The 15523-nt window shown below is 73.6% G+C and carries 14 protein-coding genes; 12 read left to right on the forward strand and 2 right to left on the reverse strand.

What is annotated here, in order from left to right; all coding sequences use genetic code 11:
- Window positions 1-202: 202 nt before the first annotated feature.
- The 7 genes from rsmD (at window position 203) to mutM (ending at window position 5579) form a co-directional block, all read left to right on the forward strand.
- Window positions 203-784 carry a 16S rRNA (guanine(966)-N(2))-methyltransferase RsmD gene (rsmD, locus tag ACFRAR_RS09310; RefSeq protein ID WP_380696523.1) on the forward strand — a complete coding sequence of 194 codons (582 nt, stop codon included), beginning with the start codon at window positions 203-205 and terminating at the stop codon, window positions 782-784.
- Between the two features lie 49 nt (window positions 785-833).
- On the forward strand, window positions 834-1325 hold the full coding sequence (gene coaD / locus ACFRAR_RS09315; RefSeq protein WP_380696525.1) for a pantetheine-phosphate adenylyltransferase: 492 nt from the start codon (window positions 834-836) through the stop codon (window positions 1323-1325).
- 188 nt (window positions 1326-1513) lie between these two features.
- Window positions 1514-2770 (forward strand): cell division initiation protein, encoded by a 1257-nt coding sequence (locus tag ACFRAR_RS09320; protein ID WP_380696527.1) that lies wholly within the window; start codon window positions 1514-1516, stop codon window positions 2768-2770.
- A 174-nt stretch (window positions 2771-2944) separates the two neighbouring features.
- Window positions 2945-3589, forward strand: a complete 645-nt coding sequence (locus ACFRAR_RS09325) for a YceD family protein (protein ID WP_380696529.1) — start codon at window positions 2945-2947, stop codon at window positions 3587-3589.
- Between the two features lie 2 nt (window positions 3590-3591).
- Window positions 3592-3765, forward strand: a complete 174-nt coding sequence (rpmF, locus tag ACFRAR_RS09330) for a 50S ribosomal protein L32 (RefSeq protein ID WP_188303282.1) — start codon at window positions 3592-3594, stop codon at window positions 3763-3765.
- A 20-nt stretch (window positions 3766-3785) separates the two neighbouring features.
- A complete protein-coding gene (gene rnc / locus ACFRAR_RS09335; protein WP_380696531.1) occupies window positions 3786-4574 on the forward strand; it encodes a ribonuclease III in 789 nt (262 codons plus the stop codon).
- 111 nt (window positions 4575-4685) lie between these two features.
- Window positions 4686-5579, forward strand: a complete 894-nt coding sequence (mutM, locus tag ACFRAR_RS09340; RefSeq protein WP_380696533.1) for a bifunctional DNA-formamidopyrimidine glycosylase/DNA-(apurinic or apyrimidinic site) lyase — start codon at window positions 4686-4688, stop codon at window positions 5577-5579.
- A 14-nt stretch (window positions 5580-5593) separates the two neighbouring features.
- Here the strand turns inward: mutM and ACFRAR_RS09345 are convergent, their stop codons facing one another.
- Entirely contained in the window at window positions 5594-6514 is a 921-nt protein-coding gene (locus ACFRAR_RS09345; RefSeq protein WP_380696535.1) for a hypothetical protein, read from the reverse strand.
- 321 nt (window positions 6515-6835) lie between these two features.
- On the opposite strand from ACFRAR_RS09345, the gene ACFRAR_RS09350 reads away from it, so the two are divergent.
- The 5 genes from ACFRAR_RS09350 to ftsY all read left to right on the forward strand — a co-directional run bounded on the left by ACFRAR_RS09350 (window position 6836) and on the right by ftsY (window position 14242).
- Window positions 6836-8182, forward strand: a complete 1347-nt coding sequence (locus ACFRAR_RS09350) for a hypothetical protein (RefSeq protein WP_380696537.1) — start codon at window positions 6836-6838, stop codon at window positions 8180-8182.
- Window positions 8183-8260: 78 nt separating this feature from the next.
- Window positions 8261-8560: an acylphosphatase gene (locus tag ACFRAR_RS09355; protein WP_380696539.1), complete on the forward strand. Its 300-nt coding sequence runs from the start codon at window positions 8261-8263 to the stop codon at window positions 8558-8560.
- 470 nt (window positions 8561-9030) lie between these two features.
- A complete protein-coding gene (locus ACFRAR_RS09360) occupies window positions 9031-9234 on the forward strand; it encodes a hypothetical protein (RefSeq protein WP_045702518.1) in 204 nt (67 codons plus the stop codon).
- A 155-nt stretch (window positions 9235-9389) separates the two neighbouring features.
- The gene (gene smc / locus ACFRAR_RS09365) at window positions 9390-12980 is read left to right on the forward strand and encodes a chromosome segregation protein SMC (RefSeq protein WP_380696541.1); all 3591 of its coding nucleotides are present in this window, start codon (window positions 9390-9392) and stop codon (window positions 12978-12980) included.
- A 47-nt stretch (window positions 12981-13027) separates the two neighbouring features.
- Window positions 13028-14242, forward strand: coding sequence for a signal recognition particle-docking protein FtsY (gene ftsY / locus ACFRAR_RS09370; RefSeq protein WP_380696543.1), 1215 nt, complete (start codon window positions 13028-13030; stop codon window positions 14240-14242).
- Between the two features lie 204 nt (window positions 14243-14446).
- Here the strand turns inward: ftsY and ACFRAR_RS09375 are convergent, their stop codons facing one another.
- Window positions 14447-15139 carry a bifunctional DNA primase/polymerase gene (locus ACFRAR_RS09375; RefSeq protein ID WP_380696545.1) on the reverse strand — a complete coding sequence of 231 codons (693 nt, stop codon included), beginning with the start codon at window positions 15137-15139 and terminating at the stop codon, window positions 14447-14449.
- Window positions 15140-15523 lie beyond the last annotated feature (384 nt).

Here is a 15523-nt window from a genome sequence, read left to right on the forward strand (position 1 = left end):
CAGCTGGCCGGCGCCGTCCGCAGCATCAGCCAGTCGCACACCGGCGCCCCGGACCTCGCCGTCCCCCCCCCCCCCCCCCCCCCCCCCCCCCGCCCCGCGCCCGCCCCCGCCCCCCCCCCCCGGGCGGGCCCCGGGGGTGGCCCCGGGGGGGCCCCGCGCCGTATAGCGTGGTCGGGCAGCGACGAAAGGACCTCCCACCACCATGACCCGCGTGATCGCCGGGGCGGCCGGCGGCCGCCGACTGGCCGTACCGCCCGGCCGGGGCACCCGCCCGACCTCCGACAAGGCCCGTGAGGCGATGTTCTCCACCCTGGAGGCGCTGCGCGGCACCGTGCACGGGGCCCGGATGCTGGACCTGTTCGGCGGCTCGGGCGCGGTCGGCCTGGAGGCGCTGTCGCGCGGCGCCGAGCACGTCCTGCTGGTGGAGGCGGACGGCCAGGCGGCCCGGGTGATCCGGGAGAACGTCCGGACGCTGGGCCTGCCGGGCGCCGAGGTGCGGGCCGCCAAGGCCGAGAAGGTGATCGCCGGCCCGGCCCCGGAGACGCCGTACGACCTGGTGTTCCTCGACCCGCCGTACGCGGTGACGGACGAGGAGCTGCGCGAGATGTTGACCACACTGTCGGCCGGGGGCTGGCTCGTGGAGGACGCACTCGTCACCGTGGAGCGCAGCACCCGGGGCGGCGAGTTCGGCTGGCCCGAGGGGTTCGAGGGGCTGCGCTCCCGCCGTTACGGCGAGGGCACGCTCTGGTACGGTCGCGCCGCCGCGGCCGGAGATCAGGAGTAGCGGGCCGCGGCCCGCAGTAGCCGTCACCCCACGAGGGAGCACACACGCCATGCGCCGAGCCGTCTGTCCCGGTTCGTTCGACCCGATCCACAACGGCCACCTCGACATCATCGAGCGCGCCTCGAAGCTGTACGACGTGGTGCACGTCGCGGTCCTGGTCAACCGGAACAAGCAGGGCATGTTCACCATCGACGAGCGGATCGGCCTGATCGAGGAGGTCACCGCGGACTTCGGCAACGTGGTGGTCGAGTCGCACCAGGGCCTGCTGGTGGACTTCTGCCGCGAGCGCGGCATCCCGGCGATCGTCAAGGGCCTGCGCGCGGTCAGCGACTTCGACTACGAGCTGCAGATGGCGCACATGAACAACGGCCTGACCGCGGTGGAGACGCTGTTCCTGCCGACCTCGCCGACGTACAGCTTCCTCTCCTCGACGCTGGTCAAGGAGGTCGCCTCGTACGGCGGCGACGTCTCGCACCTGCTGCCGGAGGCGGTGCACAGCCGGCTGGTCGAGCGGATCGCGGAGCGCAAGGCCGCGCAGTAGTCCGCCGGTTGTCCGATTCTGCCGGTTCGTCACGTCATGTCCGTTTCCCGGGGCGCCCGTTCGGCTCGGGGGTTGGGAACCCGCAGGGCAGTGGCCGTACAGTCAGTACTCCCTGCCCTGCGGTGAGGTCCACCGCGTCGGGCCTGCCTCCGCCGGAGCGTCGGCGGCACACGGAAAGACGAAGCCCCGTGGACGTGCAGAACAAGGTCGACGAGATCGTGGCGGCGGTCGAGAACGCCCGCTCGATGCCGATGTCGGCCTCCTGCGTGGTGAACCGGGCCGAGCTGATCGGCCTGCTCAACGGCCTCAAGGCGGCCCTGCCCGCCGAACTGGCCCAGGCCCAGTCGGTGATGGCCGACCACGAGCAGGTGGTGGCGGGCGCCCAGGTCGAGGCCGACCGGATCATCCAGGGCGCGCACGCCGAGCGCGGCTCGCTGATCTCGGACACCGAGGTGGTCCGCCGGGCCCAGGCCGAGGCCGACCGGATCCTCGCCGAGGCGCGCGCCGAGGTCGACGCCAAGCGCGTCGAGGCCGACGACTACGTGGACAGCAAGCTCGCCAACTTCGAGGTCGTGCTGACCAAGACGCTGGGCGCGGTCGGCCGCGGCCGCACCAAGCTGCGCGGCGACTCCGGCGTCTTCGAGACCGAGTCCGGCGGCGAGAGCGACGGCGAGGAGTTCCGCCCGCAGCGGATCAGCCCGAGCCCCGAGGTGGACGAGTACGTCGACGTGAAGCTCGCCACCCTGGAGAACGTGCTCAGCGCCACCCTCGACGCGGTCGGCAAGGGCCGCGACAAGCTGCTCGGCAAGCGGCCGATCGACGACCTGGGCGCCTACCTGGCCGCCGCCGACCAGGCCCAGCAGGCCAAGGAGCGGGCCGAGGCGGTGGCGGCGGGCTTCGCCGAGGACGCCGAGGGCGGCGACATCGCCTGGTACCGCGAGGAGGTCCCGCAGCAGCAGACCTGGCCGGAGCAGGCCCCGGCCGCGGCCGGCTGGCCGGCTCCCGGTGCCGACCAGTATGCGGCGGCCCAGCAGCAGGGCGGGCAGTACGCCGAGGTGTACGGCGGCGGCTTCGACCCGGCCGGCCAGGGCGACCCGTACAACACCCAGTGGGGCCAGCAGCAGGGCGGCTACCCGCAGCAGCCGGGCTACCCGCCCCAGCAGGGCGAGGGCTACGGGTACCAGCAGCAGCCGGGCTACCCGGCGCAGTCGTACGACGCCTACGCCTACCCGCAGCCGCCCGCCGCGCCGCCGACCGTGCCGCACCAGCAGCAGGGCCAACAACAGGGCCAACAACAGGGCCAGCAGCAGGGCCAGCAGCAGGGCCAGCAGCAGGGCCAGCAGCAGGGCCAGCAGCAGGGCCAGGGCCAGGGCCTGGACGAGACCAGCTTCTTCGACACCAGCATGATCGACATGACCAGGCTGCGGGAGCTCGGCGGCCGCTGAACCGGCCCGGCGCGACGGTGCGGGGAGTCTCCTGACGGGACCGAAGTTGGGCCTGGCGGGAGACTCCGGTAGTCTGACCACTCCGGCCTCCCCATGTCCGGCCGTCGGCTTGCCCTCTCGCAACGCCGACTTGTATGGGGACTCCTCGTTGATTCCTATGGAAGTCAGGACACTGTGAACCGCCTCGACCACCGCGACCCCCTCGTGTTTGACACGCACGAGCTCGGCCGTCGCCCGGGCTCGATGCGCAAGGTGAGCCGGACCCTGGAGGCCCCCGAGGGCCTCGGGATCGTCGACGTGGTCGGGGTTCCGGAGGGAAGCCCGATCGAGCTGGAGCTCCGCCTGGAGTCCGTGGTCGAGGGCGTGCTGGTCACCGGCACCGCCGAGGCCCGGGTCGAGGGCGAGTGCGTCCGGTGCCTGGAGCCCGTCGAGTTCGACATCGACGTCGACTTCCAGGAGCTGTACTACTACCCGGAGTCCGACGAGCGCCATCGCGCCGCGACGGCCGGGACCGAGGACCTCGACGAGGACTCGGAAGAAGAGACTTACCGTCTGGAGGGCGACTTCTTCGACCTCCAGCCGGTGCTGCGTGACGCGGTGGTGCTCGCACTGCCGCTGCAGCCGGTGTGCCAGGAAGACTGCCTGGGCCTGTGCTCCGAGTGCGGAGCGCGCCTGAGCGACGACCCGGCGCACCACCACGACGCCGCCGACCCCCGGTGGGCGGCTCTGCAGGGACTCTCCGCCGCCCCCGGCGACGAGGGTGACGGGATCAAGACCAGCGACACCCGTGAGGGTCTCGCCGAGAACCAGGAGAAGTAGCCGTGGCTGTTCCGAAGCGGAAGATGTCGCGCAGCAACACGCGCCACCGTCGGTCCAACTGGAAGGCCGTCGTTCCGGCCCTCGTGGCGTGCGACAGCTGCCACGAGCCGAAGCTCGGCCACATCGCGTGCCCGAGCTGCGGCACGTACAACCGTCGCCAGGTCCTCTCGGTCTGATCGGCGGGGTGCACGGATCGATGTCGGACGGTAACTCCACCCGCAAGGCGTCCACCGCCCCGAAGGGTCCTTCGGGCGGTGGCAAGGCCGGTGGGCCGGCTTCGACCGAATACGACGTCCTGGAAGGGCGCCTCGGGTACACGCTCGAGCGCGCCCTTCTGGTACGTGCCCTGACCCACCGCTCGTACGCGTACGAGAACGGTGGGCTGCCCACCAACGAGCGCCTGGAGTTCCTCGGCGACTCGGTGCTGGGCCTCGTGGTGACCGACACCCTCTACCGCGTCCACCCGGACGTCCCGGAGGGCACGCTCGCCAAACTGCGCGCCGCGGTGGTCAACTCCCGCGCGCTCGCGGACGTCGGCCGCGGCCTGGAGCTCGGCACGTTCATCCGGCTCGGCAAGGGCGAGGAGGGCACCGGCGGCCGCGACAAGTCGTCGATCCTCGCGGACACCGTCGAGGCCGTGATCGGCGCCATCTACCTGGACCAGGGACTGGACGCGGCCACCGAGTTCGTCCACCGGCTGTTCGACCCGCTGATCGAGGAGTCCTCTCAGCTGGGTGCCGGCCTGGACTGGAAGACCAGCCTCCAGGAGCTCACCGCCTCGGTGGGCATCGGCGTGCCCGAGTACGTGGTCATGGAGTCCGGTCCGGACCACGAGAAGACCTTCACCGCGGCGGCCCGGGTGGCCGGCGAGGACTTCGGCAGCGGCGTCGGCCGCTCCAAGAAGGAAGCCGAGCAGAAGGCCGCCGAGAGCGCCTGGCGCGCGATCAAGGAGAAGTACGCCGACCGGCTCCCCGCCGGGGCCTGAGCGGTGGCCCGGCACGCCGGGCCCGCCGCGCAGTAACCTTCACTCCTGCCGATCCGTACCGATGCCGATCCGTGCGGATGCCGATCCGTGCCGAGCAGGAGGCGTGTTCCCGTGCCCGAACTTCCCGAGGTCGAGGTCGTCCGCCGTGGTCTGGCCGACTGGGTGGCCGGGCGGACCGTCGCCGACGTCCAGGTGCTGCACCCGCGCGCGGTGCGCCGCCAGCCGGCCGGCGCGGCCGACTTCTCGGCCAGGCTGACCGGCACCACCCTCGGCAGCGCGCAGCGGCGCGGCAAGTACCTGTGGGTGCCGCTGACCGGTACCGGCGAAGGTTTCTCGCTGATCGGCCACCTCGGGATGAGCGGCCAGCTCCTCGTCCAGGACCCGTCCGTCCCCGACGAGACGCACCTGCGGGTCCGGCTGCGCTTCGACGACGGCGGGCGCGAACTGCGCTTCGTGGACCAGCGGACCTTCGGCGGCCTGGCGGTCGAGGAGGCCGAGGACGGGGATCCGGAGGGCACCCCGGTCTCCATCGCGCACATCGCCCGCGACCCGCTCGACCCGCGATTCGACGACGCCGCCTTCGTGGCCGCGCTGCGGGCCAAGCGCACCACCGTCAAGCGCGCCCTGCTCGACCAGAGCCTGATCAGCGGCGTCGGCAACATCTACGCCGACGAGGCGCTGTGGCGTTCCCGGCTGCACTACGACCGCCCGACCGCGACGCTCACCCGCCCGCAGGCCCTCCTGCTGCTGGCCGACGCCCGGGACGTGATGACGGCGGCGCTCGCCGTCGGCGGTACCAGTTTCGACAGCCTCTACGTCAACGTGAACGGCGAGAGCGGCTACTTCTCCCGGGACCTCGACGCCTACGGCCGCGAGCAGGAGCCCTGCCGCCGCTGCGGCACCCCGATCCGGCGGGCGGCCTGGATGAACCGCTCCAGCTACTTCTGCCCCCGCTGCCAGCGCGTGCCGCGCACCCGCGGCCAGGGCCCGGGGGACAGGCCCTGAGCTGAGGCCGAGCGCTACTTCCGGGTGAGCTCGGGCTCCTGCGGGGCCGGCTCCCCGGGCGTGCCGTGGGTGTCCTGGCCGAAGTAGGCGACCCCGACCGCGGAGACCACCGCGAGCAGGAAACCGACCACGCCGAGCCAGCCCAGGCCGGACTTGGAGGAGTCGCCGAGCCAGAGCACACCGGCCGCGCCGGGCAGCACCGTCTCGCCGACCACCAGCGCGGCCGTCGCGCCGTTCACCGAGCCGATCTGGAGCGCCACGGTGTGGATGTACATCCCGCCGAGGCCGCCGACCAGGACGGCGTACAGCGCCGGGTCGGAGAGCAGCTGACCGAGCGCGAACGGCTCGATGCCGTTGAGGATGCGCACCCCGACGCCCAGGGCGCCGAAGCCGAGGCCGGAGAGCAGACCGGCGACGATGGCGCCGTTGGCGCCCATCCGCCGCACCAGCAGGGTGCCGCCGGCCAGCAGCACGGTGATGACGATCAGCAGCGCCCAGTGGAAGGACATCGCCACGTGGTGGCCGCCCTCCGGCCCGGCCGAGACGGCCAGCAGCACCAGCGCCGAGCAGAGCACGCCGATCGAGGCCCACTCCAGCTGCTTGAGCCGGATGCCCAGCAGCTTGATGCTGAGCACCGCGGTGATCACCAGGTTGGCGCTGATGATGGTCTGGGAGAGGAACAGCGGCAGCAGCCGCGCGGCCAGGGCGCCGAGCCCGAACCCGATCAGGTCCAGCACCGTGCCGAGGATGAACTCCCAGGTGACGGCGGCCTTCGCGGTCGAGGACAGGCTCGGGCCGCCGTGCTCGGTGGTCGAGGTGGTGGCGCCCTTGGCGGCCTCCTCCCGGGCGGAGCGGCGGGATCCGACGGCCTGGAGGACCGAGCCGGTGCCGTAGCAGGCGGATGCCGCCACGGCGGTGACGAGGCCGATGATCACCGAGCGCTCCGATCGGGAGTTGGGTCAGGAACGGACTGAGTAAAGAAAAGGCAATGGGACCGGCGGTCCGGGACCACTATGCCCGCTCGCGCGGTACGGTCGGCACGCCCCCCGGTAGTGCCCCGGCACCGGGCCGGGCCCGCCGGAACGTACGTCCGGGGGCCTCGCGGGGTTCCCGCGCCGGGCCCGTCTCAGGGGAAGCTCGGGGAAACATCATCCCCGAGGAGGGGCGCCACCCCGGCGGACGACGGGGACTCTTGTCGATACCAGTATGCGAAGGGTATGGCGTGCTCCGGGGCCGGTCACGGTAGCGTCGGGGGCATGAGAACCCTTGCACGACGTTCCCGGGGCGCCGGGCCGCTTGCCCTGGTGGCGGCGCTGCTCGGGCTGCTGATGCTCCTGCAGGCGCCGGCGGCCTCGGCCGCGGGCGGGCTGAGCGATGCCGCCGCCGCCATGAAGAAGGGGCAGGTCTACGTCGCCCCGGCCATGACCAGCCGCTTCAGCCAGTCCCAGGCGGACGCCCTGACCAAGAAGATCGACAAGGCCGACAAGCCGATTTTCGTCGCGGTCATCCCCGACAAGGCGTTCGGGAAGGCCACCCTCCAGGACCTCCGCACCCTGGTGGGCGTCGACGGCGTCTACGCGGTCTGGCACGACGGCACGCTCGACGCCGGCGGCGACCGCGGCGCGATGGGCGCCGGCCAGCCCCAGCGCATCGCCGGTGCGGCCGCCCGCTCGAACGGCGGCGACATCGACGCCACCCTGAACTCCTTCGTCGACCAGGCCGCCCCGCAGACCAAGGGCACCGGGGTCAACCACAGCACCTCGATCGCCTGGGTGGTCATCCCGGTCGTGCTGCTGGCGCTGGCCGGGGCCGGCGTCTTCTTCCTGTTCCGCCGGGCCAAGCAGCGCAAGGAGGCGCAGGCCCGGGCCGAGCTGGAGCAGCTGCGCCGGGTGGTGGACGAGGACATCACCGCCTTCGGCGTCGAACTGGAGCGGCTCGACTTCAACCCGGCCGCCGCGGACGCCGACGACACCCAGCGCACCGACTACAGCCAGGCCCTGGACTCGTACGACAAGTCCAAGCGGCTGATGGACGAGGCCAAGCGGCCGGAGGACGTCAAGCAGGTCACCGAGGCGATCGAGGAGGGCCGCTTCTCGCTGGCCACCCTGGCCGCCCGGCGGGAGAAGCGGCCGCTGCCCGAGCGCCGTCCCCCGTGCTTCATGGACCCGCGCCACGGCCCGTCCGTCAAGGACGTCGACTGGTCCCCGGCCGGTGGCTCCGCCCGCTCCGTGCCGGTCTGCCAGGCCGACGCGGACCGGATGGCGGCCGGCCTCGACCCGGCGATCCGCACCGTCGACACCGAGCAGGGCCCGCAGCCGTACTGGAACGCCGGTCCGGCGTACGCCCCGTACGCGGGCGGGTACTACAGCGGCTTCGGCGGCGGCGGCCTGCTGCCGGGCCTGCTGGTCGGCACCATGCTCGGCTCGATGATGAGCACCCCGGCGTACGCGGCCGCGCCGATGATGGGCGGCGGCTACCAGGACCAGTACGAGGGCGGCGACTTCACCGGCGCCGACTTCAACGCCTCCGACTTCGGGGGTGGCGACTTCGGTGGTGGCGGTGACTTCGGCGGCGGTGGCGACTTCGGCGGCGGGGACTGGTAACCCGCCCGCCCGCCACTGACGCGGCCCCGCCGGTTCTCCGGCGGGGCCGCTCCCGTGTGCGGGGGTTAGGGTCGGGGCATGCACGGTCGCGACGCCCACAGTGAGGAACCGGTCCGGGTGACCGCCTGGGTCCGGGGGAAGGTCCAGCAGGTCGGGTTCCGCTGGTGGACCAGGGCACGGGCGCTGGAGATCGGCCTCAGCGGCTACGCGAGCAACCTCGGAGACGGCCGGGTGCAGGTGGTGGCCGAGGGTCTCGCGGCCGACTGCGAGGAGCTGCTGGCCCGGCTGCGCGGCCCCGGCACCCCGGGGAACGTCGCCGGTGTCACCGAGATCTGGACGGCCGTCGGCCCTGGTTACGAGGGTTTCGAGATCCGCTGAGCCGTCCGGGTTTCCGGACCGCCGCCGACCGCTTGCCGGCCCGTCGCCGCCCTGCCGTCGCCCCGCCGCCGTGCCACCGCGCGGGCTCCGGGGAAAAGATCCGGAACTGGCGGTGTCACGAGGTTGCCATCCGGGCAGACTCGTGGTTGACTCCGCATCGAACGATGATCCACGAGCGTGTCGTGGACCCGGCCCGAGGCCCCCCAGGCGTGACGACACCGCCGGGCAGGTGACAGGGGCGCGGTAGCGTGCGGTGATCGTGTTGACCCTTTCCGTCTTTGGTGAGACGCTGGAAGCCCGCGCACACGACCGCGTTCTCCCGGCAGGCGCATGCCCTCGTGAGCCCAGCTCACGGTGGTTGTGCCGTAGTGCCCAGCCAGCACTTCCGGTGGCGCGCCGCGCGTGCGTCCCCCTTCCCCCTAGACCTGTACCGTTCCGGTTCGGTCACTCAGCGTGGAGGACCATTCATCATGGCAAAGGCGCTTCTCGGGTACGTCGGCGGCCCCGACCCGCGAATGCTCTCCGAGATGCGACGGCTCCAGCAGCGCGTCCAGGACCTTGAAGCCGAGCTCCTTCGGATGCAGGCGGAGAACGACGCTCTCACCGCTGTCGCTGACGAGCACTCGCTGCTCAACAGCATCGATCTGGATCAGCGGGAGCCGGCTCTCACCTGAGTCCCGCCCGGTCCTCGCAGATCGACGCCGCTGTGCACTGAGCCGCCCCGAAAGGGACGCAGCTTGCAAGGGACGCCCTGATGTGGCGTCCCTTCGTCGTGTCGCACTCCGGATAGGGTCGGTCCCTGTCGTGAGCGAACGAGGAGACCGGCCGCGTGCACCTGAAGAGTCTGACGCTGCGCGGGTTCAAGTCCTTCGCCTCCGCCACCACGCTGCGCTTCGAGCCCGGCATCACCTGCGTCGTCGGCCCGAACGGCTCCGGCAAGTCCAACGTGGTCGACGCGCTCTCCTGGGTGATGGGCGAACAGGGGGCCAAGACGCTGCGCGGCGGCAAGATGGAGGACGTCATCTTCGCCGGGACCAGCGGGCGCGCCCCGCTCGGCCGCGCCGAGGTCAGCCTCACCATCGACAACGGTGACGGCGCCCTGCCGATCGACTACTCCGAGGTGACCATCACCCGGACCATGTTCCGCAACGGCGGCAGCGAGTACGCGCTCAACGGCGAGACCTGCCGCCTGCTGGACATCCAGGAACTGCTCTCCGACTCCGGCATCGGCCGCGAGATGCACGTCATCGTCGGGCAGGGGCAGCTGGACTCCGTCCTGCACGCCGACCCGACGGGCCGGCGCGCCCTCATCGAGGAGGCGGCCGGCGTCCTCAAGCACCGCAAGCGCAAGGAGAAGGCGCTGCGGAAGCTGGACGCGATGCAGGCCAACCTCAACCGGGTCCAGGACCTGGTGTCCGAACTGCGCCGGCAGCTCGGACCGCTCGGCCGCCAGGCCCGGATCGCCCGCCGGGCAGCCGGCATCCAGGCCGACCTGCGGGACGCCCGGCTGCGGCTGCTCGCCGACGACCTGTGCGCGCTGCGTCGGGCCGTCGAGGCCGAGGTCGCGGACGAGCTGGCGCTGCGGCTGCGCCGCACCACCGTCGAGCAGGAACTGGCCCGGGCGGTGCAGCGCGAGCGCGTCCTGGAGGCCCAGGTCCAGCGGCTCGGGCCGAGCCTGGAGACCGCCCGGCAGACCTGGTACCGGCTCTCCGCGCTCGCCGAGCGTACCCGCGGCACCATCGGACTGGCCGAGGCCCGCGCCCGGCACGCCGCCGCCGGGGCGCACGGGGAGGAGCGGCGCGGGCGCGACCCGGAGGAGCTGGAGCGGGAGGCCGAGCGGGTCCGCGAGGAGGAGGCCGCGCTGGCCGAGGCGCTGGAGGAGGCCCGGTACGCGCTCGCCGAGGCGGTCGAGCGCAGGGGCGAGCTGGAGCGGGAGCTGACCGCCGAGGAACGCCGGCTGCGCGACGCCGCCCGGGCCATCGCCGACCGCCGGGAGGGCCTGGCCCGGCTCCAGGGGCAGGCCGCCGCCGCCCGGTCCGCCGCCGCCGCGGCGCAGGCCGAGACCGGCCGGCTCACCGAGGCCAGGGACGAGGCGCTGCTGCGCGCCGAGGCCGCCCGGGGCGAGCTGGACGAACTCCGGCAGCAGGTGGACGGCCTCGCCGGGGAGGACGACCGGGCCGAGGCCGGGTACCAGCGGGCACGTGAGCAACTGGCCGCCGTGGAGACCGAGTTGGCTGCCGCTCGGGAGGCCTCCGGGGCCGCCGGGCGGGAGCGGGCCGGACTGGTCGCGCGGCACGAGGCACTCTCCCTCGGGCTGCGCCGCAAGGACGGCACCGGTGCGCTGCTGGACGCGGGGGAGCGGCTGGACGGACTGCTCGGCCCGGCGGCCGCGCTGCTGCGGATCGAGCCGGGGTGCGAGGTGCCCGTCGCCGCGGCGCTCGGTGCGGCGGCCGACGCGGTGGCCGTCGACTCGCCGTCCACCGCCGCCGCAGCGCTGCGGCTGCTGCGGGCCGAGGACGCCGGCCGGGCCGCGCTGCTGATCGCCGGTGCCGCCGAAGTGCCCGACGTGCCGGGGGAGTTGCCGGACGGCGCCCGCTGGGCGTCCGAACTGGTCGACGGCCCGGTCGAGTTGCTCGGCGCCGTCCGGCAGCTGCTGTCCGGGGTCGCGGTGGTCGAGGACCTGGACCGGGCGCTGCGGCTGGTCGCCGCGCTGCCCGGTGCCCGCGCCGTCACCCTCGACGGGGACCGGCTCGGCACGGGTTTCGCCCAGGGCGGGTCCGCCGGCGCCCCGAGCCTGTTGGAGACCCGGGCGGCGGTGGACGAGGCGGCCCGGGCGATCGGGGAACTCACCGCCCGCTGCGCCGAGTCGGCCGAGCTGCTGGCCGAACTCACCGAGCGGCGCCGGGAGTCGGCCGCCGAGGTGGAGCGACTGGCCGAACAGCGGCGCCAGGCCGAGAAGGAGCGGGCCCGGGTCGCCGGAGCGCTCGGCCGGCTCGGCGGACAGGCCCGGGCCGCCGCCGGGGAGGCCGAGCGGCTGTCGGCCGCCGTCGCGCGGGCCGAGCGGGCGCTGACCGGGCTGCTCGACGGCGCCGAGGAACTGGCCGAGCGGCTGACCGCCGCCGAGCAGTCGGCCCAGGACGGGGAGGACGAGCCGGACACCGCCGAGCGGGAGCGGCTGGCCGGGGCCGCGAGCGCCGCCCGGCAGACCGAGCTGGAGGCCCGACTCGCGGTGCGCACCCACGAGGAGCGGGTGCGCGCCCTGGCCGGCCGGGCCGACCAGCTGGACCGGGCCGCCCGCGCCGAGCGCGAGGCACGCGCCAGGGCCGCCGAGCGCCGCCGGCGCGCCGAGCACGACGCCTCGGTGGCGAACGCCGTCGCGGCCGGTGCCCGGCAGCTGCTGGCCTGCCTGGAGGTGTCACTGGCCCGCGCGGACGCCGGGCGGGCGGCCGTCGAACAGGAACGCGCCGAGCGCGAGCAGGAGCTGCGCGAGCACCGCGAGCACGGCCGCGGCCTCAAGGAGGAACTGGACAAGCTGGTCGACGCCGGGCACCGGGACGAGGTGCTGCGGGCGGAGAAGCGGCTGCGGATCGAGCAGTTGGAGGCCCGCGCGCTGGAGGAGTTCGGCATCGACGGCGGCGGGCTGCTCGCCTCGTACGGGCCGGACCGGCCCGTCCCGCCGTCCCTCCCGGAGGAGGGCGGCGAGCCCGGGGAACCGTACCCGTACGTCCGGGCCGAGCAGGAGACGCGGCTGCGGGCGGCGGAGAAGGCGTACCAGCAGCTCGGCAAGGTCAACCCGCTGGCGCTGGAGGAGTTCGCCGCACTGGAGGAGCGCCACGCGTTCCTCGGTGAGCAGCTGGACGACCTCAAGCGCAGCCGGCGCGACCTGATGGACATCGTCCGGGACGTGGACCAGCGGGTCGAGCAGCTGTTCACCTCGGCGTACCACGACACCGCGGCCCAGTTCGAGGGCGTCTTCGCCCGGCTCTTCCCGGGCGGGGAGGGCCGGCTGGTGCTGACCGACCCGGACGACATGCTGGCCACCGGCATCGAGGTGGAGGCCCGCCCGCCGGGCAAGAAGGTCAAGCGGCTGTCGCTGCTGTCCGGCGGCGAGCGCTCGCTGACCGCGGTGGCGCTGCTGGTGGCGATCTTCAAGGCGCGGCCCAGCCCGTTCTACGTGATGGACGAGGTGGAGGCGGCGCTCGACGAGACCAACCTGCGCCGGCTGATCGGGATCATGGAGGAGCTGCGGGAGAGCTCCCAGCTGATCGTGATCACCCACCAGAAACTCACCATGGAGTGCGCCGACGCCCTCTACGGCGTGACCATGAAGGGCGACGGCATCTCCCAGGTGATCAGCCAGCGGCTGCGGGAAGGGCACCGGGAACGGCGGCCGAGGGCGCTGCGGACCGCATCCGTGTAGGGCGGCTGCGGTCCATCCGGGCTCCGGTCGCGGATACTGGAGCCGTTATGGAATACGTGATCCTTGCCGTAGTCATCGCCGTGGTCGCCATCGGCGCGATCACCGGCCTCGTCGTTTCCGGCAGACGACGCCAGCAGCTGCCCCCGAAGTCGCAGGCGCCGGTCATCACGGCGCCGAAGCCCACCCCGCAGGAACCCCAGGTCGGCGAGGAGGCCGCGCCGCCGACGGAGGCGCCCCGCCGCACCGTCGAGGAGGTGGAACTCCCGGCGGAGACGGCGGCCCCCGAGGTCGTCGAGGCCCCCGAGGCGGTCGAGGTTGTACCCGCCATCGAGGTCCCCGAGCCCACCGCGGGCCGGCTGGTCCGGCTGCGCTCGCGGCTCTCCCGCTCGCAGAACTCGCTCGGCAAGGGCCTGCTCTCGCTGCTCTCCCGGGAGCACCTGGACGAGGACACCTGGGAGGAGATCGAGGAGATCCTGCTCACCGCGGACGTCGGCGTCGCCCCCACCCAGGAGCTGGTCGAGCGGCTGCGCACCCGGGTGAAGGTGCTCGGCACCCGAACGCCCGACGAGCTGCGCGCGCTGCTGCGCGAGGAGCTGGTCGAGCTGATCGGCAAGGACTCCGACCGCACCGTCCGCTCCACCAAGCACGAGGAGGGCCCGGCCGTGGTCCTGGTGGTCGGCGTCAACGGCGTCGGCAAGACCACCACCACCGGCAAGCTGGCCCGCGTCCTGGTCGCCGACGGCCGCAAGGTGGTGCTCGGCGCCGCCGACACCTTCCGGGCCGCCGCCGCGGACCAGCTCCAGACCTGGGGCGAGCGGGTCGGGGCGCGCACCGTGCGCGGCCCGGAGGGCGGGGACCCGGCCTCGATCGCCTTCGACGCGGTCAAGGAGGGCATCGCCGAGGGCGTGGACACCGTGCTGATCGACACCGCCGGCCGACTGCACACCAAGACCGGTCTCATGGACGAGCTGGGCAAGGTCAAGCGGGTCGTCGAGAAGCACGGCCCGGTGGACGAGGTGCTGCTGGTACTGGACGCCACCACCGGCCAGAACGGTCTGATCCAGGCCCGGGTGTTCGCCGAGGTGGTCGACATCACCGGCATCGTGCTGACCAAGCTGGACGGCACCGCCAAGGGCGGCATCGTGGTCGCGGTCCAGCGCGAGCTGGGCGTTCCGGTCAAGCTGATCGGCCTGGGCGAGGGCGCGGACGACCTGGCTCCGTTCGAGCCGGGGGCGTTCGTGGACGCGCTGATCGGGGACTGAAGGCTCCCCACGAATCAGGGCCCGCTCCCTTCCGGGGGCGGGCCCTTTCGCATGTCCGTCGCGCGTCCGCCGTGCGTCCGTCGCGGGCTTCGTCGCCGGTGCCGGTGCCGGGTCGCGGGATTCGGGTCGCGGGATTCGGGTCGCCGGTGGCGCCGGTGGCGCCGGGGGCGTCCGTTCAGCGCGTCCCGGAGGGGAGCGCCCGGCTCACGAGGCCATCCAGGCGGGTTCGGCGGTGCGCTCGCGGCCGCGGTGGCAGGCGTAGGCGAGGGTGCCGAGCAGCAGCCGGGCCTCGGGCGGGCAGCCCGCGTTGTCCCGGGTGGGGCGGCGCAGCCAGCGGACCGGGCCGAGGCCGCCGAGGACGGTGGGCGGGGCGGCGACGTAGCCGCCCTCGCCGTGGCAGACCAGGTCGAGCGCGGCGTCGTCCCAGCCCATCCGGTACAGCAGGTCGGGCAGGCGCCGGGCGGTGCCGGCGGCGACCAGGAACTGGAGCCGGCCGGTGGGGGTGGCGAGCACCGGGCCCACCTGGGTGCCCATCCGTTCCAACCGGACCAGTGCCTGGAGGCCGGCCTGCTCGGGGACGTCGAGGACGTCGAAGGCGCGGCCGGTGGGGAACAGCACCGAGGCCCCGGCGCGGGCGGTGCGGGCCCGGCCCCCGCCGCCGGGCAGCGGGTGCGGGCCGGGTGCGGCGCACAGGGCGGAGCCGCAGGGACAGCGGGTCGGGGCGGTGGCGCCGGTCGCCGGGGTGCCGTCGGCCGGATCGCCGGTGACGACCGCCCAGCCCCAGCGACCGGTGTACTCCGCGGCGGCCTGGGACGCGGTGACCTTGGTACGGCGGCGCGTGCCCAGCGGTGCCAGCCGAAGGTGCCCCAGGCGAAGTTCGCCGAACAGGTTGTCCATGCCTCCCCCAACAGGTTCTCGTAGCCGATGGTTACGGGACGGTGACTGTGTGTCGATTGTCAGCTGTGTGGTGCGTAGTGCGGTAGCGGCGCGCAGCGCGTGGTGTGCGCCTGTTCCGTCCGTGTGCCTCGGGCGCCGCCTTGTGGAGGCGACACCGATGCCGGATCGTCGTGTCCGTGGGGCTGTCGCCGTCCGGAGTGGACGGTGAACTCGCCTGTGGCCGCAGTGGATTGCGGGTCCACCGGGTCCTCCGGGAAACGCCGGGTGACTTGGCGGGCCGCATATGCCGGGCCGTCGGGACCCCCTAAGTGAAGCGTGCGCCCCCGGGCTGCGGTTCACTCCTGGGGGTGGCGAAAGGTGGCGTTTCGCCAGGGCCGCTCCCGT

Origin of the sequence: Kitasatospora sp. NPDC056651 (assembly GCF_042792155.1) — a bacterium.
Taxonomy (GTDB): domain Bacteria; phylum Actinomycetota; class Actinomycetes; order Streptomycetales; family Streptomycetaceae; genus Kitasatospora.

Excerpts from the sequence above, each read along its gene's own strand:
- rsmD (WP_380696523.1), top strand. The coding sequence starts at position 203 with ATGACCCGCGTGATCGCCGGGGCGGCCGGCGGCCGCCGACTGGCCGTA.
- coaD (WP_380696525.1), top strand. The coding sequence starts at position 834 with ATGCGCCGAGCCGTCTGTCCCGGTTCGTTCGACCCGATCCACAACGGC.
- rnc (WP_380696531.1), top strand. The coding sequence starts at position 3,786 with ATGTCGGACGGTAACTCCACCCGCAAGGCGTCCACCGCCCCGAAGGGT.
- ACFRAR_RS09350 (WP_380696537.1), top strand. The coding sequence starts at position 6,836 with ATGAGAACCCTTGCACGACGTTCCCGGGGCGCCGGGCCGCTTGCCCTG.
- ACFRAR_RS09355 (WP_380696539.1), top strand. The coding sequence starts at position 8,261 with ATGCACGGTCGCGACGCCCACAGTGAGGAACCGGTCCGGGTGACCGCC.
- ACFRAR_RS09360 (WP_045702518.1), top strand. The coding sequence starts at position 9,031 with ATGGCAAAGGCGCTTCTCGGGTACGTCGGCGGCCCCGACCCGCGAATG.
- ftsY (WP_380696543.1), top strand. The coding sequence starts at position 13,028 with ATGGAATACGTGATCCTTGCCGTAGTCATCGCCGTGGTCGCCATCGGC.
- ACFRAR_RS09375 (WP_380696545.1), bottom strand. The coding sequence starts at position 15,139 with ATGGACAACCTGTTCGGCGAACTTCGCCTGGGGCACCTTCGGCTGGCA.